We start from the raw sequence: 25,828 nt of genomic DNA, 5'->3' as shown, positions 1-25,828 counted from the left end.
ATGACTGACCCACAAATTTCTATCCGCAATCTGTGTGTGGATTACATTACTGAATCAGGTGATGTGCGTGCTGTAAACAATGTGAGTTTTGACATTGGTAAAGGTGAAGTCTTTGGTCTGGCTGGTGAATCAGGTTGTGGTAAATCAACCATTGCATTCTCTTTAATGCGCCTACATAAACCGCCAGCATTCATCACTGGTGGTGAGGTTATATTTGATGGCCAAGACATCTTAAAATATAGCGATCCACAAATGCAGGCTTTCCGTTGGAGTCAAATGTCAATGGTATTCCAAAGTGCCATGAATGCATTAAACCCTGTACTTCCGATGGAAGAGCAGTTTTGTGATGTAATCATGCGCCATACGACGATGACTCGTGAACAAGCGATTACTCGTGCTCAAGGCCTATTGGAAATAGTTGATATTCACCCTAGTCGTTTAAGTGATTATCCTCATCAGTTCTCTGGCGGAATGCGCCAGCGTTTGGTTATTGCAATTGCATTAGCACTAAACCCTAAAATGATCATCATGGATGAACCAACGACGGCACTAGATGTTGTTGTTCAACGTGAAATTTTACAAAAGATTTATGCGCTTAAAGAAGAGTTTGGTTTCTCCATTCTATTCATTACGCACGATTTATCATTAATGGTTGAGTTCTCAGATCGCATTGGGATCATGTACTCAGGTGAATTGATCGAAGTTGCTTCGTCAAAAGAGATCCTTACCTCGCCTTACCACCCATATACGAAAGGATTGGGGAGTTCATTCCCACCGTTAACGGGACCAAAAACTAAATTAACCGGTATCCCAGGAAATCCTCTTAATTTATTAGAGATTCCACAAGGTTGTCGCTTCCAGTCTCGTTGTGACCGTGTACATGAAGCATGTCGTACGATTCCTACACAGCTTCGTCAGATTGAGCCTGGTCACTTGTCAAATTGCCACCTTTACGGTGAGACAATTGCACAAGCAAAAGCATAAAACGGATTTTCTGGAGTAAATTATGAGCAAAGCATTTGGCAAACTACTGATTGAAGGTAAAAATCTAGTTAAAGATTTCCCTGTAAGTAGCAACGCACTTAAGAACCCAATGATGCGAGCAATCAACGACGTATCATTCAAAATGTACAAAAGTCGTGGTCTTTCCGTTGTTGGTGAATCAGGTTCTGGTAAATCCACCACAGCAAAAATGATCGCAAAAATGTACGCACCAACAGACGGCATCATCGAATATAAAGGCCGTGATATTCAAGATATCGTTAAGAAAAATGATCTCATGAAATATCGAGAAGGCGTACAAATGGTATGGCAAGACCCATTTGGCTCTTTAAACCCAACGCACAATATTTTTCACCATATTGCTCGTCCACTTCTTATTCATAAGAAAGTCACTCCGGGTAATAAAAAAGAACTAGAGGAACGTGTTTACGATCTTCTAGAACAAGTTGGGCTTATCCCACCAAAAGAGACCGCTGAAAAATATCCGCATCAACTTTCAGGTGGTCAACGTCAACGTGTCAACCTTGCTCGTAATATCGCAGTAGGTGCTGAGGTTGTTCTTGCTGATGAACCAACATCTATGCTTGATGTATCTATCCGTGCAGGTGTTCTAAACCTAATGGAAGAGATGAAGTTTGAAAAAGAAATGTCTCTACTTTACATCACTCACGATATCGCAACTGCTCGTTACATCGCAGAAGATCTAGCAGTAATGTATGTCGGACATATGGTTGAATGGGGCGACACCGATGAGATCATTCACGATCCTCAACATCCATATACTCAACTATTAGTATCAGCAGTACCAGATCCAAGCAAATCGATTCATACCAAACTGAAAGGTAACAAGGGGGAAATACCTCTTTGGACGCCAGAATCAGTAGGTTGCCCATTTGCAGGTCGTTGTATTCACGTAACAGAAAAATGTAAAGAACGTATGCCTGCCGTAACAAAGCTGTCAGACAACCATTTTGTTCGTTGTTATTTGTACGAAAATTAATTTCATACAAGTTAACCTCAAACAGCAGTAATTGGTATTTTGGAGAAATAGATGCAACTGTTAACAAACCACATTGGCTACGAATTTAATGGCCCTAAGTCAGCCGTATTATTAACTGGCACCCCTCTTAATAAAGAGCTATTAGGTAAAATCATTTGTACTCAAACGCAGCAAGTAAAACATCAGTTTTCTATTTCTTCATCACTCCAAGTGGCAAATTGGCACCAAGGATACTTTTCAGAAATCCATTTTTCTGATTTTACTGAGCATGGTGAATTTACTTTAGTGATTGATGAGATAACTTCCCATCCTTTCACTATTGGTACTGATTTATTAATAAAAAATACCTTTTCTGATGTTTTGCATTATTTTAAATCTCAACGCTGCAGCGGCATTTTTGACAAGCAAGATAAGAAAGCCCCTGTATTAAATAGTAATGAAACCGTTGATGTTCATGGCGGTTGGTACGACGCGTCTGGTGATGTAAGTAAATACTTCAGTCACCTTTCTTACACTAATTATTTGAACCCTCAGCAAATTCCGATGGTAGTTTGGAATATGCTAAAAGGGCTTGAATTAACTCAAAACCTATCGGATTTTGCAGCATTCTCCCGCACACGCCTTAAGGAAGAGGCATTGTTTGGTGCTGACTTTTTAGTTCGAATGCAAAATCCGGCAGGTTTCTTTTACATGACCGTATTTGATAAGTGGAGTAAAGACGTTAATCAACGTGAACTCTGTGCTTACGCGACTCAAGAGGGTCTTAAGTCAGATGATTACCAAGCCGGTTTCCGTCAAGGTGGAGGTATAGCCATTGCAGCTCTTGCTTCTGCTTCTCGCTTAGATATTGATGGTGAATTTACTAGTAAAAACTATGTAGAAGCCGCGATAAAAGGCTATTGGCATCTGAAAGAGAATAACCTTAATTATTTAAATAATGGCGAAGAAAATATTATTGATGAATATTGCGCCCTTCTTGCCGTTATCGAACTATTTAAAGCAACTCAAGATAACGCATTTTTACTTGAAGCTCGTTCATGGGCAGAAAAATTATCAGCTCGCCAGCAAAGTGATGAACATCAAAATAATTTCTGGTCTGCAACTCAAAATGGCGAACGTCCTTATTTCCACGCAGCAGAAGCCGGTCTTCCTGTTATTGCTCTTTCGCAATATTTAGATATTGAGTCTGATAATAGTCGTTGTGCGCATGCACTAACCGTTATTACTCAAGCTATTGAATTTGAAATAAACATTACTGCTGAAGTAAATAATCCTTTTGGCTACCCTCGTCAATATGTCAAACCCGTTAATTCAGAGAAACGCAGTGCATTTTTTGTTGCTCATGACAATGAATCTGGTTACTGGTGGCAAGGAGAGAATGCTCGCCTAGGTTCTTTAGCAAGTATGAGTTATTTAGTCTTACCTCATATTACTTCTAATGATATTAAACAGAAGTTAGAGAGCTTTGCTCAGAACAATTTGAACTGGGTATTAGGGTTAAATCCTTATGATATGTGCATGTTAGATGGCCATGGTCATAACAATCCTGATTACCTTCCTCACCTTGGCTTTTTTAACGCTAAAGGTGGTGTCTGTAACGGTATTACTGGCGGTTTTGACGATGAAGAAGATATCGCTTTCAATCCTGCGCCACACGGTGAGGATATGCTACAAAACTGGCGTTGGGGTGAACAATGGATCCCTCACGGCGCATGGTATTTATTAGCAATTATGACTCAGTCATCTTATCAAGCGAAGCAAGGATAATAATCATGACCTATTTTTATGTTGGAATTGATGGTGGTGGTACTTCTTGTCGCGCTCGAATTCGCAATGCACAAGGTGAGTTATTAGGTGAAGCGAAAAGCGGCAGCGCCAACATCTTACTTGGTGTCGCAGTCGCAATGGATTCGATCATTACAGCAATAACTCAAGCAGCAGCACAAAGTGAATTATCAGAAAATGACTTTGCAACAATGCATGTTGGTCTTGCCCTTGCTGGTGCAGAGCAAAAATCAGCTTGGCATGAGTTTATGCAACTAAAACACCCTTTTGCTTCAATGACATTAAATACAGATGCTTACGGCGCATGTTTAGGTGCTCATAAAGGCAAAAATGGAGCAATCATGATTGCAGGAACTGGTTCTTGTGGTATCTACATCCAAGATGGTCAACAGCATGTTGTTGGAGGGCGAGAATTCCCAATATCAGACCAAGGTGGCGGTGCGATTATGGGGCTTCATTTAATTCAACGTACGCTTTTAGCTTCCGATGGTATAAAACCTACGACAACTCTAACCGAACATGTATTAGCGCATTTTACTCATGATATCGACAGCATTGTTGATTGGTCTAAAACGGCTCGTCCATGCGATTACGGACAGTTTTCTCCAACTATTTTCGCTCTTGCATTAAAAGGAGATGATCTTGCTATTGAGCTATTACAACAAACAGCTAGCGATATAGAAATGTTCTTAACTGCTTTAAATAAAAAAGGCGCAACACAAATTGCGTTAATGGGAAGTATTGGCGAACGCATTGTTGAATGGTTATCCCCTTCTATTCGCCAGTATTTAGTTCAACCACAATGTGATGCTATTGAAGGTGGCATCATGATGGCAGGGAAAGCTGAACATAACTTGTTCTAGCATTTTTATAAGGAAAAAGATGATGGATTATCGTGTAGATCTTGTTGTTCTGTCAGAAAAAGACAATCTAAGCCGCTTTGGCTTAACGTTACACAATTTAAGCGATGTGGATCTTCATCATTGGCAATTTCATTTTACAATTGATCGCTTCATTGCTCCACACAGTAATACGCAAGGTACTTTGGAACAAATCGGTAGCTTCTGTAAGCTCATTCCAAATGCCAATCAAATGCTAAAAGCCAATAACCATTATTACGTAGAATTCAATATTGGAACCGCCCCTTTTCGTTTTATTTCTGATGGTCTTGATGATGCTGCTATATTCATTGCCGATAGCGAAAAACCTCAATTTTTAGAGGTCTCTATATCTCCAATAGTATTAGCGTCACCACATACTGAACGAACTCAAATACCAAGAGTGGCACCTGCTGAATTATCGTTAATCCCAAAACCAGAATCAGTGCAACGTCTTGATGGTTTGTTTGATTTAAATGATATTTCACTCGAAACCCAAACTCATCTAGCGGATGGGGCTGCAACTTGGTTAAGTGAAGAACTTCAAGTAATAACATCAAAAAACTACCCTATGAGTACAGATGGTCAAATTCTATTTATTGCCAATCCGACCTTGGATAGAGGGGCTTATCAGCTTACGGTTACTGAAAACACAATTAAAATTAAAGCCGGTTCAAATGAAGGTTTCACCCATGCTTGTGCCACATTATTGCAACTGGTAAATGAGCATACTCAGAAAATTCCATGCACTAAGATTAAAGACCAACCTCGATTTCATTACCGCGGCATGATGCTTGATTGTGCCCGTCATTTTCACCCTCTTGAAAGAGTGAAAAGACTCATAAATCAATTAGCCCAGTATAAGTTTAATATGTTCCATTGGCATCTAACTGATGACGAAGGCTGGCGTATTGAAATTAAAGCGTTTCCAGAATTAACTGACATTGGTGCGTGGCGTGGGCCAGAGGAAATAATCGAACCTCAATATACTCACGTAGCAAAAAAACACGGCGGATTTTATTCACAAGAAGAGATCAAAGAGGTAATAGTTTATGCCGATATTCGCGGTATTACGGTTATTCCTGAAATAGATATCCCAGGCCACTGCCGTGCAGCAATTAAAGCATTACCCCATTTATTGGTTGATAAAGACGATCATTCAAACTACCGCAGTATTCAACATTACACCGATAATGTTTTATCTCCGGCAATTGAAGGAACCTACACCTTTATTGATACCGTACTTGAAGAAATTGCAGAGCTATTTCCAGCTCCTTACATTCACATAGGTGCAGATGAAGTACCTAAAGGTGTCTGGACTGATAGCCAAAAATGCCAAGCATTAATGAAAGAACAAGGCTATAGCGACCCAGTTGAACTGCAAGGTCATTTATTACGTCATGCTGAAAATAAACTCAAACAACTTGGTAAACAAATGTTGGGTTGGGAAGAAGCTCAACATGGAAACAAAGTCAGTAAAGATACCGTTATCTACTCTTGGTTAAGCGAAGAAGCAGCACTTAACTGTGCAAAGCAAGGCTTTGATGTCGTCCTTCAGCCAGGCCAAACTACTTACCTAGATATGGCACAAGATTATGCTCCTGAAGAACCGGGGGTTGATTGGGCTAACGTGCTGCCTCTTGAAGATGCATATAACTATGAACCATTAGCAGAACTTGCTGATAACGACCCTATTCGTAAACGAATTCTTGGTATTCAATGCGCGCTTTGGTGTGAAATCATCAATAACCAAGAACGCATGGACTACATGATTTTCCCACGCCTTTTAGCGATGTCTGAAGGTATGTGGACACAAAAACAACACAGAAACTGGACAGACTTTTTATCAAGGTTAAATGGACGATTACCAACCCTAACACGTCAGGGTATTAATTTCCGTCAACCATAAGTCACCCATTTATTAGTATTTTAGTTAAGGATAGAACAATGAAATACGGCTTTTTTGATAACGACAATCGTGAATATGTAATCACACGCCCTGACGTACCAGCACCATGGACTAACTACTTAGGCACAGAGAAATTCTGTACGGTTATTTCTCACAATGCTGGCGGTTACTCTTTTTATAACTCTCCAGAGTATAATCGTGTTACTAAATTCCGTCCAAACGGCACATTTGATCGCCCTGGACACTATGTATACCTTCGTGATGATGAAACTGGCGATTACTGGTCAATCTCATGGCAGCCTGTAGCAAAAAGCTTAGATGAAGCAAGCTACGAAGTTCGTCACGGCCTGTCTTACTCTAAATTCAAATGTGATTACAACGGCATTGAAGCAACTAAAACCTTATTTGTTCCAAAAGGTGAAGATGCTGAAGTGTGGGATGTGGTAATTAAGAATACCAGCGATAAGCCTCGTGTTATCTCTGCATTCTCTTTTGTTGAATTCTCATTCAGCCATATTCAATCTGACAACCAAAACCACCAAATGTCATTGTACTCCGCAGGTACGTCTTATAATGAAGGTGTGATCGAATACGATCTTTACTATAACACCAATGATTTTGAAGGCTTCTACTACTTAGCTTCTACTTTTGATCCAGATTCATACGACGGTCAACGTGATAGTTTCTTAGGTGCATACCGTGATGAAGCCAATCCAATTGCCGTTGAAAAAGGTCAATGCTCTAACTCAGCACAAACGTGTTACAACCACTGTGGTTCTCTCCATAAGCAATTTACTATTCAACCGGGTGAAGAAGTACGTTTCGCTTACGTGCTTGGTTTAGGTAAAGGCAACGGTGAACGTCTACGTCAAAAATACCAAGATGTCGCAAATGTTGATGCTGCATTCCAAGAGATCAAAGATCATTGGAGCGAGCGTTGTGAAAAATTCCAAGTTAAATCACCAAACGAAGGTTTGGATACGATGATCAACACTTGGACACTGTATCAAGCAGAAACCTGTGTCGTGTGGTCTCGTTTTGCTTCATTCATTGAAGTTGGCGGACGTACAGGCCTTGGCTACCGTGATACCGCTCAAGATGCGATATCTGTTCCTCACTCTAATCCTGAAATGACACGTAAACGTATTGTCGATTTACTACGCGGCCAAGTGAAAGCGGGTTACGGTCTACACTTATTTGATCCTGATTGGTTTGATCCTGAAAAAGCTGACGTTGTTCCATCAAAGTCACCTACGGTTGTTCCAACCCCATCGGATGACGATAAGATCCACGGTATTGAAGATACGTGTTCTGATGACCATTTGTGGATCGTTCCAACGATCATCAAATATGTAATGGAAACCGGTGAACACTCTTTCTTTGATGAAGTGATCCCATACGCTGATGGCGGTAACGCTACGGTTTATGAACACATGAAAGCAGCGTTAGATTTTTCAGCAGAATATGTTGGCCGTACTGGCATTTGTAAAGGTTTACGAGCGGATTGGAATGACTGTCTAAACCTAGGTGGTGGTGAATCATCAATGGTTTCATTCTTACATTTCTGGGCATTAGAAGAGTTCTTAGATTTAGCTAAATTCCGAAATAATGATGCCGATGTAGCTAAATACTCTGAAATGGCAGCGAACGTACGTGAAGCGTGTGAAACTCATCTTTGGGATGAAGAAGGTGGTTGGTACATTCGTGGCCTAACCAAAGATGGTGACAAGATTGGTACTGCACAACAAACTGAAGGTCGAGTTCATCTTGAATCAAACACACTCGCTGTTTTATCTGGTGCGGTATCTCAAGAGCGTGGCGAAAAAGCGATGGATGCGGTAGATGAGAATCTATTCTCTGAATACGGATTACATTTAAACTCACCGTCATTCTCAACACCAAATGATGACATCGGTTTTGTTACTCGTGTTTATCAAGGCGTAAAAGAAAATGGCGCAATCTTCTCTCACCCGAATCCATGGGCCTGGGTCGCTGAAGCTAAATTAGGTCGTGGTGACCGTGCTATGAAATTTTACGATGCACTAAATCCATATAACCAAAATGACATGATTGAAAAGCGTGTGGCAGAACCTTACTCATACGTTCAATTCATCATGGGTAAAGATCATCAAGATCACGGCCGCGCTAATCACCCTTGGTTAACCGGTACTTCTGGTTGGGCTTATTTCGCCGTGACTAACTTTATTCTTGGGGTACGAGTTGGGTTTGAAGGCTTAACAGTGGATCCGTGTATCCCAACAGATTGGCCTGAATTCTCAGTGACTCGTCAATGGCGTGGTGCTACATACAACATTCAAGTTAAGAACCCTAACTCAGTAAGTAAAGGCGTTCAATCAATCACAATTAATGGCGAAGAAGTTAACGGCGCAGTCCCAGTCCAAGTGGAAGGCAGTGTTAATGACATTATCGTAATCATGGGTTAAGTACGTTTAATTTAAATGATAAAAGTAAGGAGCTTATAGCAAGCTCCTTACTCTAAAAGGAATTTACAATGATTCAATTTGGTACTGGCGGATGGCGTGCTTTCATTGGTGAAGAGTTCACTAAGGATAATGTATGTCTTGTCGCTCAAGCGTTATCTAATATTATGATCAATGAACAAGCTCAAGAAAAAGGCTTTGTTATTGGTTATGACCGTCGCTTTCTTTCAGATAAAGCAGGTAAATGGTTCGCTGAAGTAGTCGCTGCAAACGGCATTAAAGTCAGCTTTATTGACCGATTCGTCCCAACCCCGATTGTTATGTTCCAAGCCAAAGAGATGGGGTGTATTTACTCAGCTTGTATTACCGCCTCTCACAATCCAGCGGATTACAATGGCGTTAAAGTCTTTATTGAAGGCGGACGCGATGCTGATGAAATCATTACTCAAAAAATTGAGCAACAAGTTGCCCATCTAACACAGCAAGATGTCAGTAGCGTCGATTTTGAAGAGGCGCTAAATGATGGTTCTATTGAAATAATCAATCCAATGAACGATTTTGTTGATTCGATCATCGATAAAATTGATATGGATTCAATTAAAAAAGCCAACTTACGTGTACTAATTGATCCTATGTTTGGCGTAGCAAAAAATGCCTTACAAACCGTATTAATCAGTGCTCGTTGTGATGTTGATGTGATCAATGATAGCGAAAACCCTTCTTTTGGTGGCCTTATGCCATCCCCAAATGCAGCCACACTTTATCGCTTAAAGCACTTAGTCGCTCATGATGGTTACGATATTGGTATCGGTACTGATGGTGATGCTGACCGCTTAGGTATCATTGATGAAAAAGGTCACTTTATTCATCCAAATGAAGTGTTATTACTGCTTTATTATTATCTTCTTGAGTACAAAGGCTGGAAAGGCTCTATCGTACGTAATATCGCAACCACACACTTACTAGACAAAGTTGCAGCTGATCACGGAGAAAAGAGCTTTGAGGTTCCAGTAGGCTTTAAGCATATTAGTTCACAAATGGAAGCGGATGATTCTTTACTTGGTGGTGAAAGTTCGGGTGGTTTAACTATTCGTGGACACATTAAAGGAAAAGATGGCGTATTCGCTTCAAGCTTATTAGTTGAAATGATCAGTGTTACTGGTAAAAAACTCTCTGAAATGCTTGATGAAATTTATGCTAAATATGGTTATGCCTATACTGCCGAAGGCGACTGCACATTCAAAGCAAGTGAAAAAGAAGCACTGTACAATAAAATTTATATTGAAAAACAACTACCAGAATTTGAACATGAAATTGAAAAAGTCAGCTATGACGATGGCGCTAAAGTTTATTTCAAAAATGGTGGTTGGGTAATTGCTCGATTCTCAGGAACAGAACCATTGCTAAGAATTTTTGCTGAAATGGAAGACCAACTAACAGCAGAAAAAGTATTGAATGAAATGAAAGCTTTCCTTTCTCTTTAGTTTCCTGCGTATTTTAAATAAAAATACGTCTCTAAAGACTTAACCCAGCTAATACTTGAGTCGATTGGCTGGGTTCTTTTTATCTAAAAGCTTAATTGTTTTCTTGAATAAATACGATTGGGCAATGGGGCTTTATATCTACTCTTACTCTCTCACCATTCGATAAAGAATCATTAGATACGCCAATTAATTGCGTCCCATCATCTTCAATTACATATCTGCACGTATCACCCATAAACTGCAACTCCTTAACAATAGCACTGCCTTTGGGATCTCGATACAGAGTAATATTTTGCGGACGAAGTAATACATCGGCTTTTTTATTGGTGTCTTCAGTACTGCGACCACAAGAAATCAAACCGACGGTACTATCAATATTTCCATCTTGTTGAATGATTCCTGATACGTACGATCCACCACCTAAAAAGTCAGCGACAAAACGACTGTTTGGTGAATAATACAAATCATTGGCACTACCGAATTGCTCAATCACACCATGATTCATTACTGCCAATTTATCAGAAAAAGCAAATGCCTCTTCACGGCTATGAGTAACAAAAATGGCCGTTACGCCTTGAGCTTTAAAAATACGGCGGATCTCTTTAATTAGATCATGACGCACTTGGGTATCAATATTAGAAAATGGCTCATCCAATAATAGAAGATCAGGTTCGCTGGCTAACGCTCTTGCAATCGCAACACGCTGTTGCTGACCACCAGATAATTGGTGTGGGTAGCGATCACCAAATCCACTTAAATGAACAAGATGAAGCATCGTCTCAACTTTATCTTCAGCACGTTTCTTATCCCATTCTTTTAATCCAAACCCAATATTTTCATTCACTGTAAGGTGAGGAAATAATGCGTAGTCTTGAAAGATCATACCAATATTACGCTGCTCTGGTGGTAGCCACGTATTATTGTTTGTAATCACTTTTCCATTAAGGTTCATCTCACCTTTCGATAAAGGCAGAAGCCCCGCAATGGCTTTAAGTAATGTTGTTTTACCACAACCACTTGCTCCTAATAAACAAACGATTTCACCAGACTCAACATCTAAAGAGAGCTGAGATAAAATATCCTGATCATGATAGCTACAAGTTAAATTAGAAATAGATAATGCAGAATTCATTAATGATGTTGCTCCAAAGAACGGTTAACTATAATCAATGGGATTAAGCCAACTAAAACCAATAATACCGCAGGCATGGCTGCAATTTCTAATTGCTCATCAGAAGCAAAATTAAATACGTACGTTGCTAATGTTTCAAAATTAAATGGGCGTAATAACAGCGCTGCATTTAACTCCTTCATGGTTTCTATAAACACTAATAAACCAGCGATTAAACAACCACGACGAATTAATGGAAAATGAACTCGACGTAACATAGACCATGTTCCACAGCCTAAAGTGCGCGATGCCATATCTAATGACGGTGGGATTTTATTTAAATTACTTTCAATCGAGCCAATCGCAACCGCAGAAAAGCGAGTTACCGATGCAAAGATTAACGCAAAGATTGAACCCGAGAAAATTAAGCCAACCATCCCAAAACCTAACTGCTTTGAGATATCATTAACCAAATGATCCAATCCAATCATTGGCAACATAACACCAATAGCAAGCACTGTTCCGGGAACGGCATAACCAAGAGATGCTAAACGCATAGGCATTACGCTCCACTTATTATTTGGTTGTAAGCGATGTAAAAAATTCACCACCAAAGCAATAATGACAGCGATAACCGCTGCAATAGAAGATACATATAAACTATTTAACGCATATTCTTGAAACTCTGCAGTCCAACTTTCTTCAAAATAATCAATGGAATAACTGATTAACTGTAATAAAGGGAGAATAAACGCAATAAACACTAACCCCCAACACCAAGCAAATGCACCCCATTTTTTCCAACCATGAAGTTCATATTGAAACTCTTCGTTGGTATTAAACTTCTCTTGGAACATTTTCTGTTTACGACGGCTGTATCGCTCACCACTGATCAGTAAAAGAATCCCCATTAGCATAAACGTAGATACTTTAGCAGCAGCATTCAAATTCGAATACCCTAACCACGTATCATAGACCGCCGTTGTTAATGTATTTACTGCGAAGTAGCTAACTGTGCCAAAATCACCTAACGCTTCCATTGCAACAAGAGAAAGAGCAACCGCAATTGAAGGACGGGCTAGAGGTAAAGAAATACGTTTAAAACTTTCCCAAGGCGTACATTTCAATAAACGTGCAGATTGCAGCAAACTGATGTTTTGCTCCATAAAGGCCGCACGAGCAAGTAAATATACATAGGGATATAACACCAAAGACATCACCAAGATTGCACCGGTTAATGTTCTGATATCAGGGAACCAATAATCACTATAAGACTGCCATCCCGCTACATCTCGGAGTAACACTTGAATTGGACCTGCAAAATCAAGCCAATCAGTATAGATATAACCCACAATATAAGCAGGCATAGCTAAAGGAAGAACCAACGCCCATTGTAATATTGAAGAGGAAGGAATTCGGCACATGGCCATAAACCATGCAGAAGGAACGCCTAAAATTAAGGAAAAGAACATCGCACCAAATACTAATAGAACCGTATTTAACGTATAGGTAGGCAAAACGGTATTAAACAGATGAGTAAAAATATCATCAGTATTACCTAGTGCGGTATATAGGATCGCTATGATCGGCAAAACCAGTAGTAGGGCCAAGCTCCAGCTACTGGTTTTCCAGAGTAATAATTTTTCTTTCATTGCCTAAACTGCAAGGCTCTTTTTTAAATGGTGAGGTATTGTTACCTCACCAATAGTAAATATCAAATTAAAGATCAAATTTAACTTCGTCTAGAAGCTTGATTGCTTTTGTGTGGTTATCTGCAATAGCATCTAAAGATAAAGTATCTGCTTTAAAGTCACCCCAAGATGCAACTAATTCTGAACGTTTAACTCCTGGTTTTACTGGGTATTCGTAGTTCACTTCAGCGTACATACCTTGTGCTATATCACCCGTTAAGAATTCCATTAGTTTTAATGCATTGTCTTTATTTGGTGCGTATTTAGCCATTGCCATACCACTGATGTTTACGTGTGTACCATCTGTGTTTTGGTTAGGGAAGTTAATGTATACCGATTCAGCCCATGATACTTGCTTAGGATCATTAACCATTTTACCTAAGTAATAGCTGTTACCTAAAGCAACATCACAAAGACCTTCTTTAATTGCTTTAACTTGTGCACGATCATTACCTTGAGGTTTACGTGCTAGGTTTTCTTTTACGCCTTCTAACCATGTTTTTGCTTCAGCTTCACCGTGATGAGCAATCATAGAAGAGACTAGAGATACATTGTAAGGGTGCTTACCGCTACGAGTACAAATTTTACCTTTCCATTCAGGATTAGCTAGATCTGCATAATCAAAATCAGCACCTAACTTACCAACACGGTCACGAGACGAATATACGTTACGAGCACGAAGCGTTAATGCAAACCACTCATTATCTGTATCACGATATTGAGCTGGAACATTTGCATCAATTGTTGTGCTGTCCACTGATTGAACTAGATTTTTATTCGTTAACTCCGCTAGACGGCTAATATCTGTAGTTAATACTACATCAGCAGGGCTTAACTCACCTTCTTGAGCCAGCTTTTCAGCTAGACCTTTTTTAGCAAACTTCACATTAACTTTAATACCAGTCTCTTTGGTAAACTCTTTAAACATTGGTTCAACCAAGAAAGGCTGACGATAAGAGTAAACGTTAACTTCTTCTGCAGCCATAACACTTGGAGCGAACATGCCTGCAATTAATGCAGAAACTGATAATAACTTTTTCATGATATTCCTTTAAAATCTCTAGTTACAAATGGTAATAAGAATACTTATCAATATCGCTATTATACAAATCAATTTTAAAATGACAATGATCTAACGCATTTTTTACAAAAAAAAGCCCCAACATCATTGATATCAGAGCTTTATATTTTGTAAATTATTATGAATTGGTGGATTTATTTCACACTAACAAACTCAGGATAAGCATCTACCCCACAATCATGAACATCCATGCCTTCAAGCTCTTCATCTTCTGTTACTCGAATACCCATTGTTGCCTTAAGTATCGCCCAAACAACAAGACTTGCACCAAATACCCATGCAAAGATAACGACCGCACCGAACAGTTGAGCGCCAAACGTTGCATCCGGATTGTTTAGTGGAACAACCATCAGGCCAAATAATCCACACACACCATGAACAGAAATTGCACCTACTGGATCATCAATTTTAATTTTATCAAAAGCAACAATACTAAAGACAACCAGTCCACCAGCGATTGCACCAATACTTACAGCAGCTAAAGGCGATGGTGATAAAGGATCCGCAGTAATGGCAACAAGCCCAGCCAACGCACCATTAAGTACCATAGTTAAATCCGCTTTTCCCCACGTGGTTTTACAAACAAATAACGCGGTGATTGCACCGGCGGCGGCGGCGGCATTGGTGTTCAAAAATATCTGACCAACTGCGGTAGCGTTTTCAAAATCAGAAATCATTAATTGCGAACCACCGTTAAACCCAAACCACCCAAACCATAAAATAAAAGTACCTAACGTTGCTAATGGCATATTAGAGCCTGGAATTGGGTAGATTTGACCTTTCTTACCATATTTACCTTTACGAGCACCAAGCAACAATACGCCAGCTAATGCAGCTGAAGCCCCGGCCATATGAACAATACCAGAACCTGCAAAGTCACTAAAACCTGCTTCTGATAAGAAACCACCCCCCCATGTCCAGTAACCTTCCATTGGGTAAATAAAGGCAGTTAAAATCGTAGAGAATACAAGAAAAGACCAAAGCTTCATTCGTTCAGCAACTGCACCTGATACCACTGACATCGCTGTTGCTACGAAAACGACTTGGAAAAAGAAATCAGACTCTAATGAATGATCGGCACCTTCCGATTGAGTACCAATCAAAGCCCCAATCGAGGGAATAAAACCGCCTGCTGTATTATCAACGTACATAATGTTGTAACCAACCACTAAATAAGTCGTACAGGCAATGGCATACAAACACAGGTTTTTAGTTAAGATTTCAGTGGTGTTTTTTGAACGAACTAAACCCGCTTCTAACATGGCAAAGCCTGCGGCCATCCACATAACCAATGCACCTGACATTAAGAAGAAAAAGGTATCTAGTGCGTAACGTAGTTCTGATACTGTTGTTGAAATGTCCATAATATTGTCCTTTATCCTTAAAGTGCTTCAGTGTCAGTTTCGCCAGTACGAATACGTACTGCTTGCTGAAGGTCATAAACAAAAATCTTACCATCTCCAATTTTTCCGGTATGCGCCGCCTTGGTTATCGCTTCAATAATGTTATCAACATGCTCAGCTTGAACTGCAATTTCTAATTTTACTTTTGGCAAGAAATCGACTTGATATTCTGCGCCTCGATACAGTTCTGTATGACCTTTTTGACGACCAAACCCTTTTACTTCAGAGACTGTCATTCCATCGACTCCCGCTTCTGCGAGCGCTTCACGAACATCGTCTAACTTAAATGGTTTAATAATGGCATTAATTATTTTCATGATTCAATCCTTAGAATTACTTGCAACTTATAATTAACAATCCAATTCGTGTGCCAACTTTTAAAAACAATAATAATCAATAGGTTAATTTATTCTTTTTTATAAAATAAAAAAACTGCACTAAATAAGTGCAGCCTTTCCCGAATAATGAGCAATTATAATGCGAATTAAAAACGTCGGATAAATGCTTCCCAACTTTGGAGCATAGATTCAAAATCCTCTAACCCACATACCGATATACATTCATCGTCATATATATGGATATCTTCTTCAAATTCTTCTTCCGAATTTTCAAAAATCGCATTTTCTTGCACGATAACTTCTTGATCGGTTAAAATTAGTGTCATTACCTTCCCTGAACGTTTCCATTCATCTTGTGTATTTTTTACTGCCGCAATTTGTTGATACAACTCTGCTAATAATTCAATGTCTTTTGCAACATCTTCTACAAGCCAACGTCCCATCGCTTCATGACCCATAGAGAAGTTCGCATGGTAAGTACCATCAAGTGTATTTTTCTTAAATTCGTAATCCATCGGACATCCTAACGATTAACAAGTATTAGCTCACACGTTTTTAATCAAAGACAATGCCGAGCTACTTTCCTTAAGTATAATCCCATCTCTACTATTTTTATAGCAAACCACCTAACTCACTGACCGATAAACAGAGACAATATAATGCAGTTAACAACAGTAATCGCGAAACAGATTGTTGAACGCTCGATGAAAATAATTAAACATTCAGTCAATGTGATGGATGAATATGGTGTGATCATTGGTTCAGGAGATATATCTCGCCTTAATTGTCGTCATGAAGGTGCGATTTTAGCGATTAATGAGAATAGAATTGTAGAAATTGATCATGCGACAGCCCAACAATTACGAGGTGTAAAGGCAGGGATCAATCTTCCAATCATTTTTCAGAATAACATTATTGGTGTCGTTGGTATTTCAGGAAAACCTGCTGATATCCAGCAATACGGCGAGTTAGTGAAAATGACTGCTGAACTGATTATTGAGCAAGCTGCTCTAATGACAGAAATACAGTGGAGTAAACGACACAAAGAAGAATTAGTACTGCAACTTATCCAACCCTCAGATCTCAATACTCAGCAATTGTATTCTATTGCAGAACGATTAGAACTCGATCTTAAGCAACCTAGAATCGCGACCATCATTAAAGTCGATTCATTTAATGGTGAAAACCTCTCTCTTACTCATCTACAAAAACTGGTTCACTTACTCGAATACCCTGAACGAGATAATTTGGTTGCCATCAGTTCTGTCACTTTAAATGAAGTAGTCGTTTTAAAACCAATAACACTAACAGATACGGGATGGAATCGATGTCATGAAGAAAAGCGTATTCGCCAGCTTTTCCAGAGGATATCTCATGATGAAAAGTTCACGATAAAAATAGCTCTCGGTGATTACTTTCCTAATTTAGAAGGGTTAGCTCAGTCTTATATGACCGCGAAAGCGACCATGAATACTGCAAATTCTAAAAGCCGAATTCTATTTTATCAAGATAATGTACTACCCGTTCTTATTGATGGCTTACGGAATGATGTTTGGCGTTCACAACAATTAACGCTCCCACTGAAAAAACTATTGTTAGCTGATACAAAAGGCAGCTTACTAAAAACATTGCGCACTTTTTTTACTCATAACTGTGATTCAGCTCAAACATGCAAAGCGCTTCATATTCATCGAAATACTCTTCGTTACCGATTAGAAAAAATAGAAAGTGAAACAGGCTTAAATATCAATAAGATAAATGAAAGGACTTATTTGTATTTAGCTATATTAGCCAGTAAATAATACGAGAGTATTTGTGCAACTGCACAACATATGAATTATCTAATCAATTAATTTTTGTTCATGCGTCTAAAGCTTATTTTCTTGGTTACAGATAGATTACCGACATCTTAATTATTAAATGGAACATTAATATGATCGAAGTATCTACTTTAGGTGCAATTGCTGCGCTGATCGTGGCAATTACACTCATTTTGAAAAAAGTGCCGCCAGCGTATGGCATGATCATTGGTGCTTTTATCGGTGGTATTGTTGGAGGTGTATCGCTAACTGATACCGTTAACTTAATGATTGGTGGCGCTCAAGGTATTGTTACTGCTGTACTTCGCATTCTCGCAGCTGGTGTTCTTGCTGGTGTATTAATCGAATCAGGTGCTGCAACATCAATTGCTGAAACCATTGTAAAGAAAGTCGGAGAAACTCGCGCTTTGCTTGCTTTAGCTGTGGCGACAATGATCTTAACAGCCGTTGGGGTTTTTGTTGATGTTGCCGTTATTACTGTTGCTCCTATTGCTCTCGCAATTGCTCGTCGTGCAGACCTTTCAAAAATGGCAATCCTATTAGCGATGGTTGGTGGCGGTAAAGCTGGTAACGTAATGTCACCAAATCCAAACGCTATTGCAGCTGCTGATGCCTTTAATGTTCCTTTAACTTCGGTAATGGCTGCCGGTGTTATTCCTGGTTTATTTGGCGTCGTTTTCGCTTACTTTATTGCTAAAAAATTGGTGAATAAAGGCAGTAAAGTTCAAGAACACGAAGTCATCTCTGTTGATCATTCTCGCCTACCAAGTTTTGTTGCTTCAATTGTTGCCCCTCTTGTTGCTATCAGCCTTCTTGCCTTACGCCCTATCGCAGGAATTAATGTTGACCCTTTAATTGCCCTTCCGCTTGGTGGCTTACTTGGTGCTGTAGCAATGGGCCGATTTAAAGACGCTAACCATTTTGCAGTATCCGGTCTATCTCGAATGGCTCCCGTTGCAGTGATGCTACTAGGTACAGGTACACTCGCTGGTATCATTGCAAATTCAGGTCTCAAATCAGGGTTGATTGAAGTATTAACTGCATCTGGTCTTCCTTCTTATTTATTAGCACCAATTTCTGGTGCCATGATGTCATTAGCGACAGCATCAACCACCGCTGGTACTGCGGTTGCTGCAAGTGTGTTTAGTCATACTATTCTAGAGCTTGGCGTGCCTGCTCTTGCTGGTGCAGCAATGATCCATGCGGGTGCAACGGTATTTGATCATATGCCACACGGCAGTTTCTTTCATGCGACAGGCGGTGCAGTTCATATGGATATGAAAGAACGTTTAAAACTTATCCCTTATGAGTCGGCAGTAGGTCTAATGATCGCAACCGTTTCTACTCTAATTTTTGGTGTCTTCGGTTTATTTGTTTAATAAGGCTTTATTATGAAAATTGTTATCGCTCCTGATTCATACAAAGAAAGTTTAACCGCAATGGAAGTCGCTACGGCAATTGAAGCTGGATTTAAACAGGTATTACCTAACGCTGAATATATTAAATTACCGATGGCCGATGGCGGTGAAGGGACTGTTCAATCTCTAATTGATGCTACTGGTGGATCTATAATTGAACATACGGTTACCGCTCCTCTTGGTGAGAAAGTAACTGGATTCTATGGATTACTTGGCGATGGACAAACCGCAATTATAGAAATGGCAGCGGCATCAGGCTTACATCTTGTTGAACCAAGTTTACGTAACCCTTTACACACAACAACCTATGGAACTGGCGAGTTAATTAAAGCCGCATTAGATAAAGGGGTTAAACATATCATCGTAGGTATTGGTGGCAGTGCTACCAACGATGGCGGTATTGGTATGGCTCAAGCTCTTGGTATTAAGCTGCTAGATAAAAATGGTAATGATCTTGCTTTTGGTGGAGGCTCATTAGCACACCTTGCAACGATCGATACATCAAATAAAGATCCCCGCCTTAATGATATTACGCTTGAAGTCGCGTGCGATGTTGATAACCCATTATGTGGCCCTAAAGGTGCTTCTTATATTTTTGGCCCACAAAAAGGGGCAACTCCAGAAATGGTAAAAACATTAGATTCAAACCTAAGCCATTACGCTGATGTGATGAAATCACAATTGAATAAAGACGTAAAAGATACTGAAGGCGCTGGGGCTGCTGGTGGACTTGGTGCTGCGCTACTTGGTTTATTTGATGCCACTCTTCGCCCTGGTATCGAAATAGTGATGGATGCCGTAAACCTATCAAATATAGTATCGAGTGCTAATCTTGTCATCACAGGAGAAGGTCGAATCGATAGCCAAACCATTCATGGTAAAACTCCTATTGGTGTAGCAAGAGCAGCGAAAAAATTCAATTTGCCTGTTATTGGGATTGCTGGTTGTTTATCGGATGATTGCGCAGTTGTTCATGAATATGGCATTGATGCGGTATTCAGTGTCGTTCCTCGCTCTGTATCATTAGAAACAGCACTAAAAGAAGCCGCGATTAATGTTGAAAACACAGCAAGAAATGTCGCTGCAATCTACTCGATGAATATTAAAAATAATTAACTTAAGATTCAACGCAATAAAAAAGCAGCCAATTTGGCTGCTTTTTTCATTTATAAACAAAAGTTAAGCGGGTTCTTGGAAGATAACCGTATCTGCTTTTTCTGTATACTGACCCATTTTATGGAAATTCAAGTAACGATACGTATCTGCTGCTGTTGCATTAATCTTTTCAGCGTACTCTAAGTATTCAGCTTGCGTTGGAATTCGACCTAAAATCGCACCAACCGCTGATAGCTCAGCAGAAGCAAGATAAACGTTAGCACCAGTACCTAAACGGTTCGGGAAGTTACGAGTTGACGTCGACATTACTGTCGATTTATCAGCAACACGCGCTTGGTTCCCCATACATAGAGAACAACCTGGAGTTTCAATACGAACACCAGCACGACCAAAGATGCCGTAGTAGCCTTCTTCAATTAACTGGTCTTTATCCATTTTAGTTGGTGGTGCAACCCATAAACGTGTACTTAAAGAGCCATTAAACTCTTCTAACATTTTACCTGCCGCACGGAAGTGACCAATATTTGTCATACAAGAACCAATGAATACTTCATTAATTTCTGTACCTTGAACTTCTGAAAGTAAACGAGCGTCATCCGGATCATTTGGAGCACAAAGGATTGGTTCTTTAATATCAACAAGATCAATTTCGATCACATGCGCGTATTCCGCATCTTTATCCGCTTCCATCAATTCAGGATTAGCTAACCACTCTTCCATTGAAGTAACGCGACGCTCAAGAGTGCGACGCTCACCATAACCTTCAGAAATCATCCACTTCAACATAACAATGTTTGAATTCAAGTACTCCTCAATCGACTCTTGAGAAAGCTTAACGGTACAACCAGCCGCTGAACGCTCTGCCGATGCATCTGATAACTCAAACGCTTGTTCTACCGATAAATGTTCAACACCTTCAATCTCAAGTACACGACCAGAGAATTCATTTACTTTACCCGCTTTAGCAACGGTTAGTAGACCTTGCTGAATACCGTAGTAAGGGATTGCATGAACCAGATCACGCAGTGTAATACCTGGTTGCATATCGCCTTTAAAACGAACCAAAATTGATTCAGGCATATCCAGAGGCATAACACCTGTCGCAGCAGCAAAGGCAACAAGGCCAGAACCAGCAGGGAAAGAAATACCTAGAGGGAAACGTGTATGTGAATCACCACCCGTACCCACGGTATCAGGTAGAAGCATACGGTTTAGCCAAGAGTGAATAACACCGTCACCCGGACGAAGTGAAACTCCGCCACGATTCATAATAAAATCAGGCAATGTATGGTGAGTATTAACATCAACAGGTTTTGGATAAGCCGATGTATGACAGAATGACTGCATTACAAGATCAGCAGAGAAGCCAAGACAAGCAAGATCTTTTAGTTCATCACGAGTCATAGGGCCAGTAGTATCCTGAGAGCCCACGGTGGTCATTTTAGGTTCACAATACTGACCAGCACGAACACCTTCAACTCCACAAGCTTTACCAACCATCTTCTGAGCTAAAGTGTAGCCTTTATCTGAAGCCGATGGATCAACGGGTTTAGCAAATAAATCTGTCTCTTCAAGACCAAGGGAAGTACGAGCACGGCTTGTTAAACCACGACCAATGATCAGTGGAATACGACCACCAGCACGGACTTCATCAAGCAATACTTTACCAAGATTAAAGCTAGAAATCTCCACGCCATCTTTACGAACAACACCTTCATAAGGAAAGATATCAATGACATCCCCCATATTCATCTCTTGAACATTCAATTCAATCGGTAGCGCACCTGAGTCTTCCATTGTGTTGTAGAAGATCGGCGCGATCTTACCACCTAAACAAACACCACCAGTGCGCTTGTTCGGTACATAAGGAATATCATCACCCATAAACCACAGAACAGAATTTGTCGCCGACTTACGAGAAGAACCCGTACCAACTACATCACCAACATACGCCAATGGAATACCGTCTTTTTGCAGTTCTTCAATTTGATTAATAGGGCCAACACTGCCCTCTTGATCTGGATTAATGCCCTCTCGTTCCATCTTTAACATCGCTTTCGCATGTACAGGAATATCAGGACGAGACCAAGCATCTGGTGCTGGTGATAAATCATCGGTATTAGTTTCACCCGTGACTTTAAATACTTTAACGGTAATTTTTTCAGCTACTTTTTCTTTTGCTGTAAACCAATCAGCATCAGCCCAAGATTGAAGAACTTGTTGAGCTGAAGCATTGCCAGCTTTCGCTTTTTCTTCTACATCGTAAAAAGAATCAAACATTAATAATGTATGGGATAATGCTTTAACTGCGATCGGCGCTAATTCGACGTCATCAAGTAAACTTACTAATGAATCGATATTGTAGCCGCCTTGCATCGTACCTAATAACTCTGCTGCTTTTTCACGACTCACTAATGACGAAGAAATATCACCAGTTGTAATTGCAGTTAAAAAACCGGCTTTGACATAAGCCGCTTCATCAACACCTGGGGGAATGCGATTTTCTAGTAAATCAAGAAGGAGTTCTTCTTCACCTTGTGGCGGATTTTTTACTAGTTCAACTAATGCTGCTACTTGCTCAGCATTTAATGGTCTTGGGACCACACCTTCAGAAGCACGTTCTGCGACGTGTTTACGATAAGCTTCAAGCACGACTTAATTCCTCACTTTCTGGTCTACTCTTAATGAGTAAACATCCTTGGAAACGATTCAGTTTATATCCATTAACTTTTAAATACTGTTATAAATCTCAATAAAACAAGAGAATATGATGTCGATATAGACTAAAAATGTGGCCAGACTATATCAAATTTAACTTAAAATTAAAATCTAACGACATCAAACAACATATGACTTATGGCGCACTTTTAAAAATTATAATGTTGCACCAATGCTTAAATATACCGATTCGTGGCTTTGCTCTGTTCTACCATAAGCTAAAATAATTGGTCCTATTGGTGAGTCTATTCCTGCAAAAACAGACCCTGCAGTATAAATTGGAGCTTCTTTAAAACTTTCACCATTCCAGAGCCCCCCATTTTCTATTGAGCCACCTAAATATATAGGGGATTGAAATAAACCAAAGTCGTTATCCATTAAACGATAGCGATAAACAAGACTAGCAAACATTAAATTCTGCCCAGTTAAGCTGTCTTTTGGTGTTCCTGATAAACGTAAAAAACCACCAAGAGATTTAGGTTCTAATTGTAAATCACCTTTTTTATTTTCTACAATACCGTATTCAAAGTTACCGACGAAAGTATGACGAGAATGAGTCCAAGCAGCTCTTGTATTGACTGTAAACTCTATAACCGAATCTTTTGTCCCATCCGAATCGATAGCGCTATCATCAACATTATCATGAGAATATAAATACTCAGAACGAACGTAGAAGCCTTTAGTAGGAAAGGTATAATTATCCAGTGTATCAAGACGATATTGAGCAAAAATACCTTCTCTTGTATAACTTGCATCAATACTTGAAATACTGGTAAAAGCAACATCACCCTTGGTATACCGACCACCAATTCTAAAATCACTCCATAGGTGCCCCTGTAAACCAAACGCTCCTTCAAATACAAGATCACTGTATTCTAGAGGGAAATTATTATCAATTGAGCTCAACTCATTTCCTGAAAGGGAGAATTTTTTCTGTTCTACACTATAAATCGATTTAAAAGAGGTAAATAATAGTTGGTTCACTAAAAAGGGAGTATACAACTCAGCTGAAATTAATTTATCAGTCCCGAATTCGAAATTTGTTCTCAATTCTGAACGATTATCTCTTAATCCTGTTAATTCAATATCGGTAAAATTTATAGAAATACCTAATGAATATTTACTTTGATTATCAAAATCATCTTCTAAAGCAAAACGAAAGTCTAAATAATTTGGTCCCCAACTTTTTTCTTTTACCTCAACAATAAGATCATGGGAACCAACATCATTTCCTTCATAATAATAGTCAACTCTTTCAAATCTATCAATGACATACAGGTCTCTGATGTGCCCTTCAAGTTCATTCGCGGTATAAGCTTTGCCTTCTTTAAGATTCAATCGGTCTAACAGCATTTTCTCTGTATATAGACTATTATTAGCTAGTTTTATTTTATTAATTGGTAATGATTCACCACGGGTGAGCTGCTCAGTTTTCAGTTTTTTGTCTTCTAAATATGCTTGATAATCAATTTTGGATAAAACCAATTTATTTAATTCTTTATGTTTTTCATACGCAATATCATAACCCTTACCATAAGCAAAAGGCATTTTATCAAATTCTGCTGTTTCCATTTTTCCGACATGAGGTGAAAGTAAAATGTCTTGTTCATCTAATAATTTTTCTTGTTGGAGTGTACTATTTTTTACAATGTAATTAGTCAGTTGCCCCATAACAGATAAATAACTAGATATGTCTTTAGCTTCTAGATAGTCCGAACCAATATCAACAGCAATAATAATATCCGCCCCCATCTCTCTTGCTATATCAACAGGCATATTATTAACACTACCACCATCAACCAATAAAAGGCCGTCATATTCAACTGGTGGTAAAGCTCCTGGTACTGACATACTAGCCATCATCGCTTTTGATAAATCGCCTTTATCCAAAATGACAGGTTCGAGTTTTTCAATATCGGTTGCTACCGCTCTAAACGGGATAGGAAGATCGTCAAACGATTCTAAATAAGGAACATTACCAGAAGTAGTTCGAAGGATTTTTGCCATATTTTGGCCTTGAACAAAGCCTTTTGGTGCTTTTAATTCTGTAAATGAGAAACCAATATCGGTTCCTATTTGGTAGCGATCTTCATATTCTTTATCTCTGATTTGCCTTTCACTTCGCTCAACTTTATCAACAAAACCGCTATTCCAATTCACGGAATCAATAAATACTTCAATTTCATCGGCACTCAATCCTGATGCATATAACCCTCCAATATATGCCCCCATACTAGTACCTGTAATGTAATCAATGGGAATATGCATTTCTTCTAATGATTTTAATACGCCGATATGTGCAGCACCTTTTGCACCACCGCCAGCAAGTACGAGACCAATTTTAGGACGAGGTTCATCGGCAAGTGATACTGATGAAAATAGATATAGGGCAATAGAAGAAAATAATAGAGGCTTAAAACACATGATGTCATCCTTGAAATAGCAATATGAAAGAATACAGGATGAAAGAGTAGAGAGGAAGCTTAACCAACGGAACTACCACTCCGCAGTGTCTACTTGCACCATTTACTTTTCTACAGACGTAAAAAAGCCCTAATCTTTCGATTAGGGCTTTTTTAAATAGTGGCGGAGTGGACGGGACTCGAACCCGCGACCCCCGGCGTGACAGGCCG

At 39.5% G+C, this 25,828-nt stretch carries 18 protein-coding genes; 10 read left to right on the top strand and 8 right to left on the bottom strand.

From position 1 onward, the window contains the following. The 7 genes from Q1K78_RS12215 to Q1K78_RS12185 all read left to right on the top strand — a co-directional run bounded on the left by Q1K78_RS12215 (nucleotide 1) and on the right by Q1K78_RS12185 (nucleotide 10,499). A complete protein-coding gene (locus tag Q1K78_RS12215) occupies nucleotides 1–984 on the top strand; it encodes an ABC transporter ATP-binding protein (RefSeq protein WP_300179003.1) in 984 nt (327 codons plus the stop codon). A gap of 22 nt (nucleotides 985–1,006) precedes the next feature. After that, nucleotides 1,007–2,002, top strand: a complete 996-nt coding sequence (locus Q1K78_RS12210) for an ABC transporter ATP-binding protein (protein ID WP_300179002.1) — start codon at nucleotides 1,007–1,009, stop codon at nucleotides 2,000–2,002. Nucleotides 2,003–2,053: 51 nt separating this feature from the next. After that, on the top strand, nucleotides 2,054–3,769 hold the full coding sequence (locus tag Q1K78_RS12205) for a glycoside hydrolase family 9 protein (RefSeq protein WP_300178999.1): 1,716 nt from the start codon (nucleotides 2,054–2,056) through the stop codon (nucleotides 3,767–3,769). Between the two features lie 5 nt (nucleotides 3,770–3,774). Beyond that, nucleotides 3,775–4,650, top strand: coding sequence for an N-acetylglucosamine kinase (locus Q1K78_RS12200; RefSeq protein ID WP_300178996.1), 876 nt, complete (start codon nucleotides 3,775–3,777; stop codon nucleotides 4,648–4,650). A gap of 22 nt (nucleotides 4,651–4,672) precedes the next feature. Further along, entirely contained in the window at nucleotides 4,673–6,574 is a 1,902-nt protein-coding gene (locus Q1K78_RS12195; protein WP_300179045.1) for a family 20 glycosylhydrolase, read from the top strand. A gap of 38 nt (nucleotides 6,575–6,612) precedes the next feature. Beyond that, on the top strand, nucleotides 6,613–9,018 hold the full coding sequence (locus Q1K78_RS12190; RefSeq protein ID WP_300178993.1) for a N,N'-diacetylchitobiose phosphorylase: 2,406 nt from the start codon (nucleotides 6,613–6,615) through the stop codon (nucleotides 9,016–9,018). A 68-nt stretch (nucleotides 9,019–9,086) separates the two neighbouring features. Beyond that, on the top strand, nucleotides 9,087–10,499 hold the full coding sequence (locus Q1K78_RS12185) for a phosphoglucomutase/phosphomannomutase family protein (protein WP_300178990.1): 1,413 nt from the start codon (nucleotides 9,087–9,089) through the stop codon (nucleotides 10,497–10,499). A gap of 91 nt (nucleotides 10,500–10,590) precedes the next feature. Here the strand turns inward: Q1K78_RS12185 and Q1K78_RS12180 are convergent, their stop codons facing one another. The 6 genes from Q1K78_RS12180 to Q1K78_RS12155 all read right to left on the bottom strand — a co-directional run bounded on the left by Q1K78_RS12180 (nucleotide 10,591) and on the right by Q1K78_RS12155 (nucleotide 16,638). After that, nucleotides 10,591–11,631, bottom strand: a complete 1,041-nt coding sequence (locus Q1K78_RS12180; RefSeq protein WP_300178986.1) for an ABC transporter ATP-binding protein — start codon at nucleotides 11,629–11,631, stop codon at nucleotides 10,591–10,593. Next, nucleotides 11,631–13,262, bottom strand: a complete 1,632-nt coding sequence (locus tag Q1K78_RS12175) for an iron ABC transporter permease (RefSeq protein WP_300178983.1) — start codon at nucleotides 13,260–13,262, stop codon at nucleotides 11,631–11,633. The genes Q1K78_RS12180 and Q1K78_RS12175 overlap by 1 nt, the downstream gene beginning before the upstream one ends. Before the next feature lie 67 nt (nucleotides 13,263–13,329). Next, complete coding sequence (locus Q1K78_RS12170) at nucleotides 13,330–14,343, bottom strand: Fe(3+) ABC transporter substrate-binding protein (RefSeq protein WP_300178980.1); 1,014 nt, start codon at nucleotides 14,341–14,343, stop codon at nucleotides 13,330–13,332. 173 nt (nucleotides 14,344–14,516) lie between these two features. After that, nucleotides 14,517–15,746 (bottom strand): ammonium transporter, encoded by a 1,230-nt coding sequence (locus Q1K78_RS12165; protein ID WP_300178977.1) that lies wholly within the window; start codon nucleotides 15,744–15,746, stop codon nucleotides 14,517–14,519. 17 nt (nucleotides 15,747–15,763) lie between these two features. Further along, complete coding sequence (locus Q1K78_RS12160) at nucleotides 15,764–16,102, bottom strand: P-II family nitrogen regulator (protein ID WP_045101235.1); 339 nt, start codon at nucleotides 16,100–16,102, stop codon at nucleotides 15,764–15,766. 167 nt (nucleotides 16,103–16,269) lie between these two features. Then, nucleotides 16,270–16,638: a YacL family protein gene (locus Q1K78_RS12155; RefSeq protein ID WP_300178972.1), complete on the bottom strand. Its 369-nt coding sequence runs from the start codon at nucleotides 16,636–16,638 to the stop codon at nucleotides 16,270–16,272. 144 nt (nucleotides 16,639–16,782) lie between these two features. On the opposite strand from Q1K78_RS12155, the gene Q1K78_RS12150 reads away from it, so the two are divergent. The 3 genes from Q1K78_RS12150 to Q1K78_RS12140 all read left to right on the top strand — a co-directional run bounded on the left by Q1K78_RS12150 (nucleotide 16,783) and on the right by Q1K78_RS12140 (nucleotide 20,477). Next, nucleotides 16,783–17,925, top strand: a complete 1,143-nt coding sequence (locus Q1K78_RS12150) for a sugar diacid recognition domain-containing protein (RefSeq protein WP_300178969.1) — start codon at nucleotides 16,783–16,785, stop codon at nucleotides 17,923–17,925. Nucleotides 17,926–18,056: 131 nt separating this feature from the next. Then, nucleotides 18,057–19,322, top strand: coding sequence for a GntP family permease (locus Q1K78_RS12145; RefSeq protein WP_300178966.1), 1,266 nt, complete (start codon nucleotides 18,057–18,059; stop codon nucleotides 19,320–19,322). A 12-nt stretch (nucleotides 19,323–19,334) separates the two neighbouring features. After that, nucleotides 19,335–20,477 (top strand): glycerate kinase, encoded by a 1,143-nt coding sequence (locus tag Q1K78_RS12140; protein WP_300178963.1) that lies wholly within the window; start codon nucleotides 19,335–19,337, stop codon nucleotides 20,475–20,477. 63 nt (nucleotides 20,478–20,540) lie between these two features. On the opposite strand, the gene acnB is transcribed toward Q1K78_RS12140, so the two are convergent. Both acnB and Q1K78_RS12130 read right to left on the bottom strand, forming a co-directional pair. Beyond that, a complete protein-coding gene (gene acnB / locus Q1K78_RS12135) occupies nucleotides 20,541–23,129 on the bottom strand; it encodes a bifunctional aconitate hydratase 2/2-methylisocitrate dehydratase (protein WP_300178960.1) in 2,589 nt (862 codons plus the stop codon). Between the two features lie 222 nt (nucleotides 23,130–23,351). Beyond that, a complete protein-coding gene (locus tag Q1K78_RS12130) occupies nucleotides 23,352–25,619 on the bottom strand; it encodes a patatin-like phospholipase family protein (RefSeq protein ID WP_300178957.1) in 2,268 nt (755 codons plus the stop codon). Nucleotides 25,620–25,828 lie beyond the last annotated feature (209 nt).

It is taken from the genome of uncultured Aliivibrio sp. (genome assembly GCF_946479765.1).
Lineage (GTDB): Bacteria > Pseudomonadota > Gammaproteobacteria > Enterobacterales > Vibrionaceae > Aliivibrio.
Note: the sequence above shows the minus strand (reverse complement) of the source record. Positions and strands in the feature narration are given on the sequence as shown.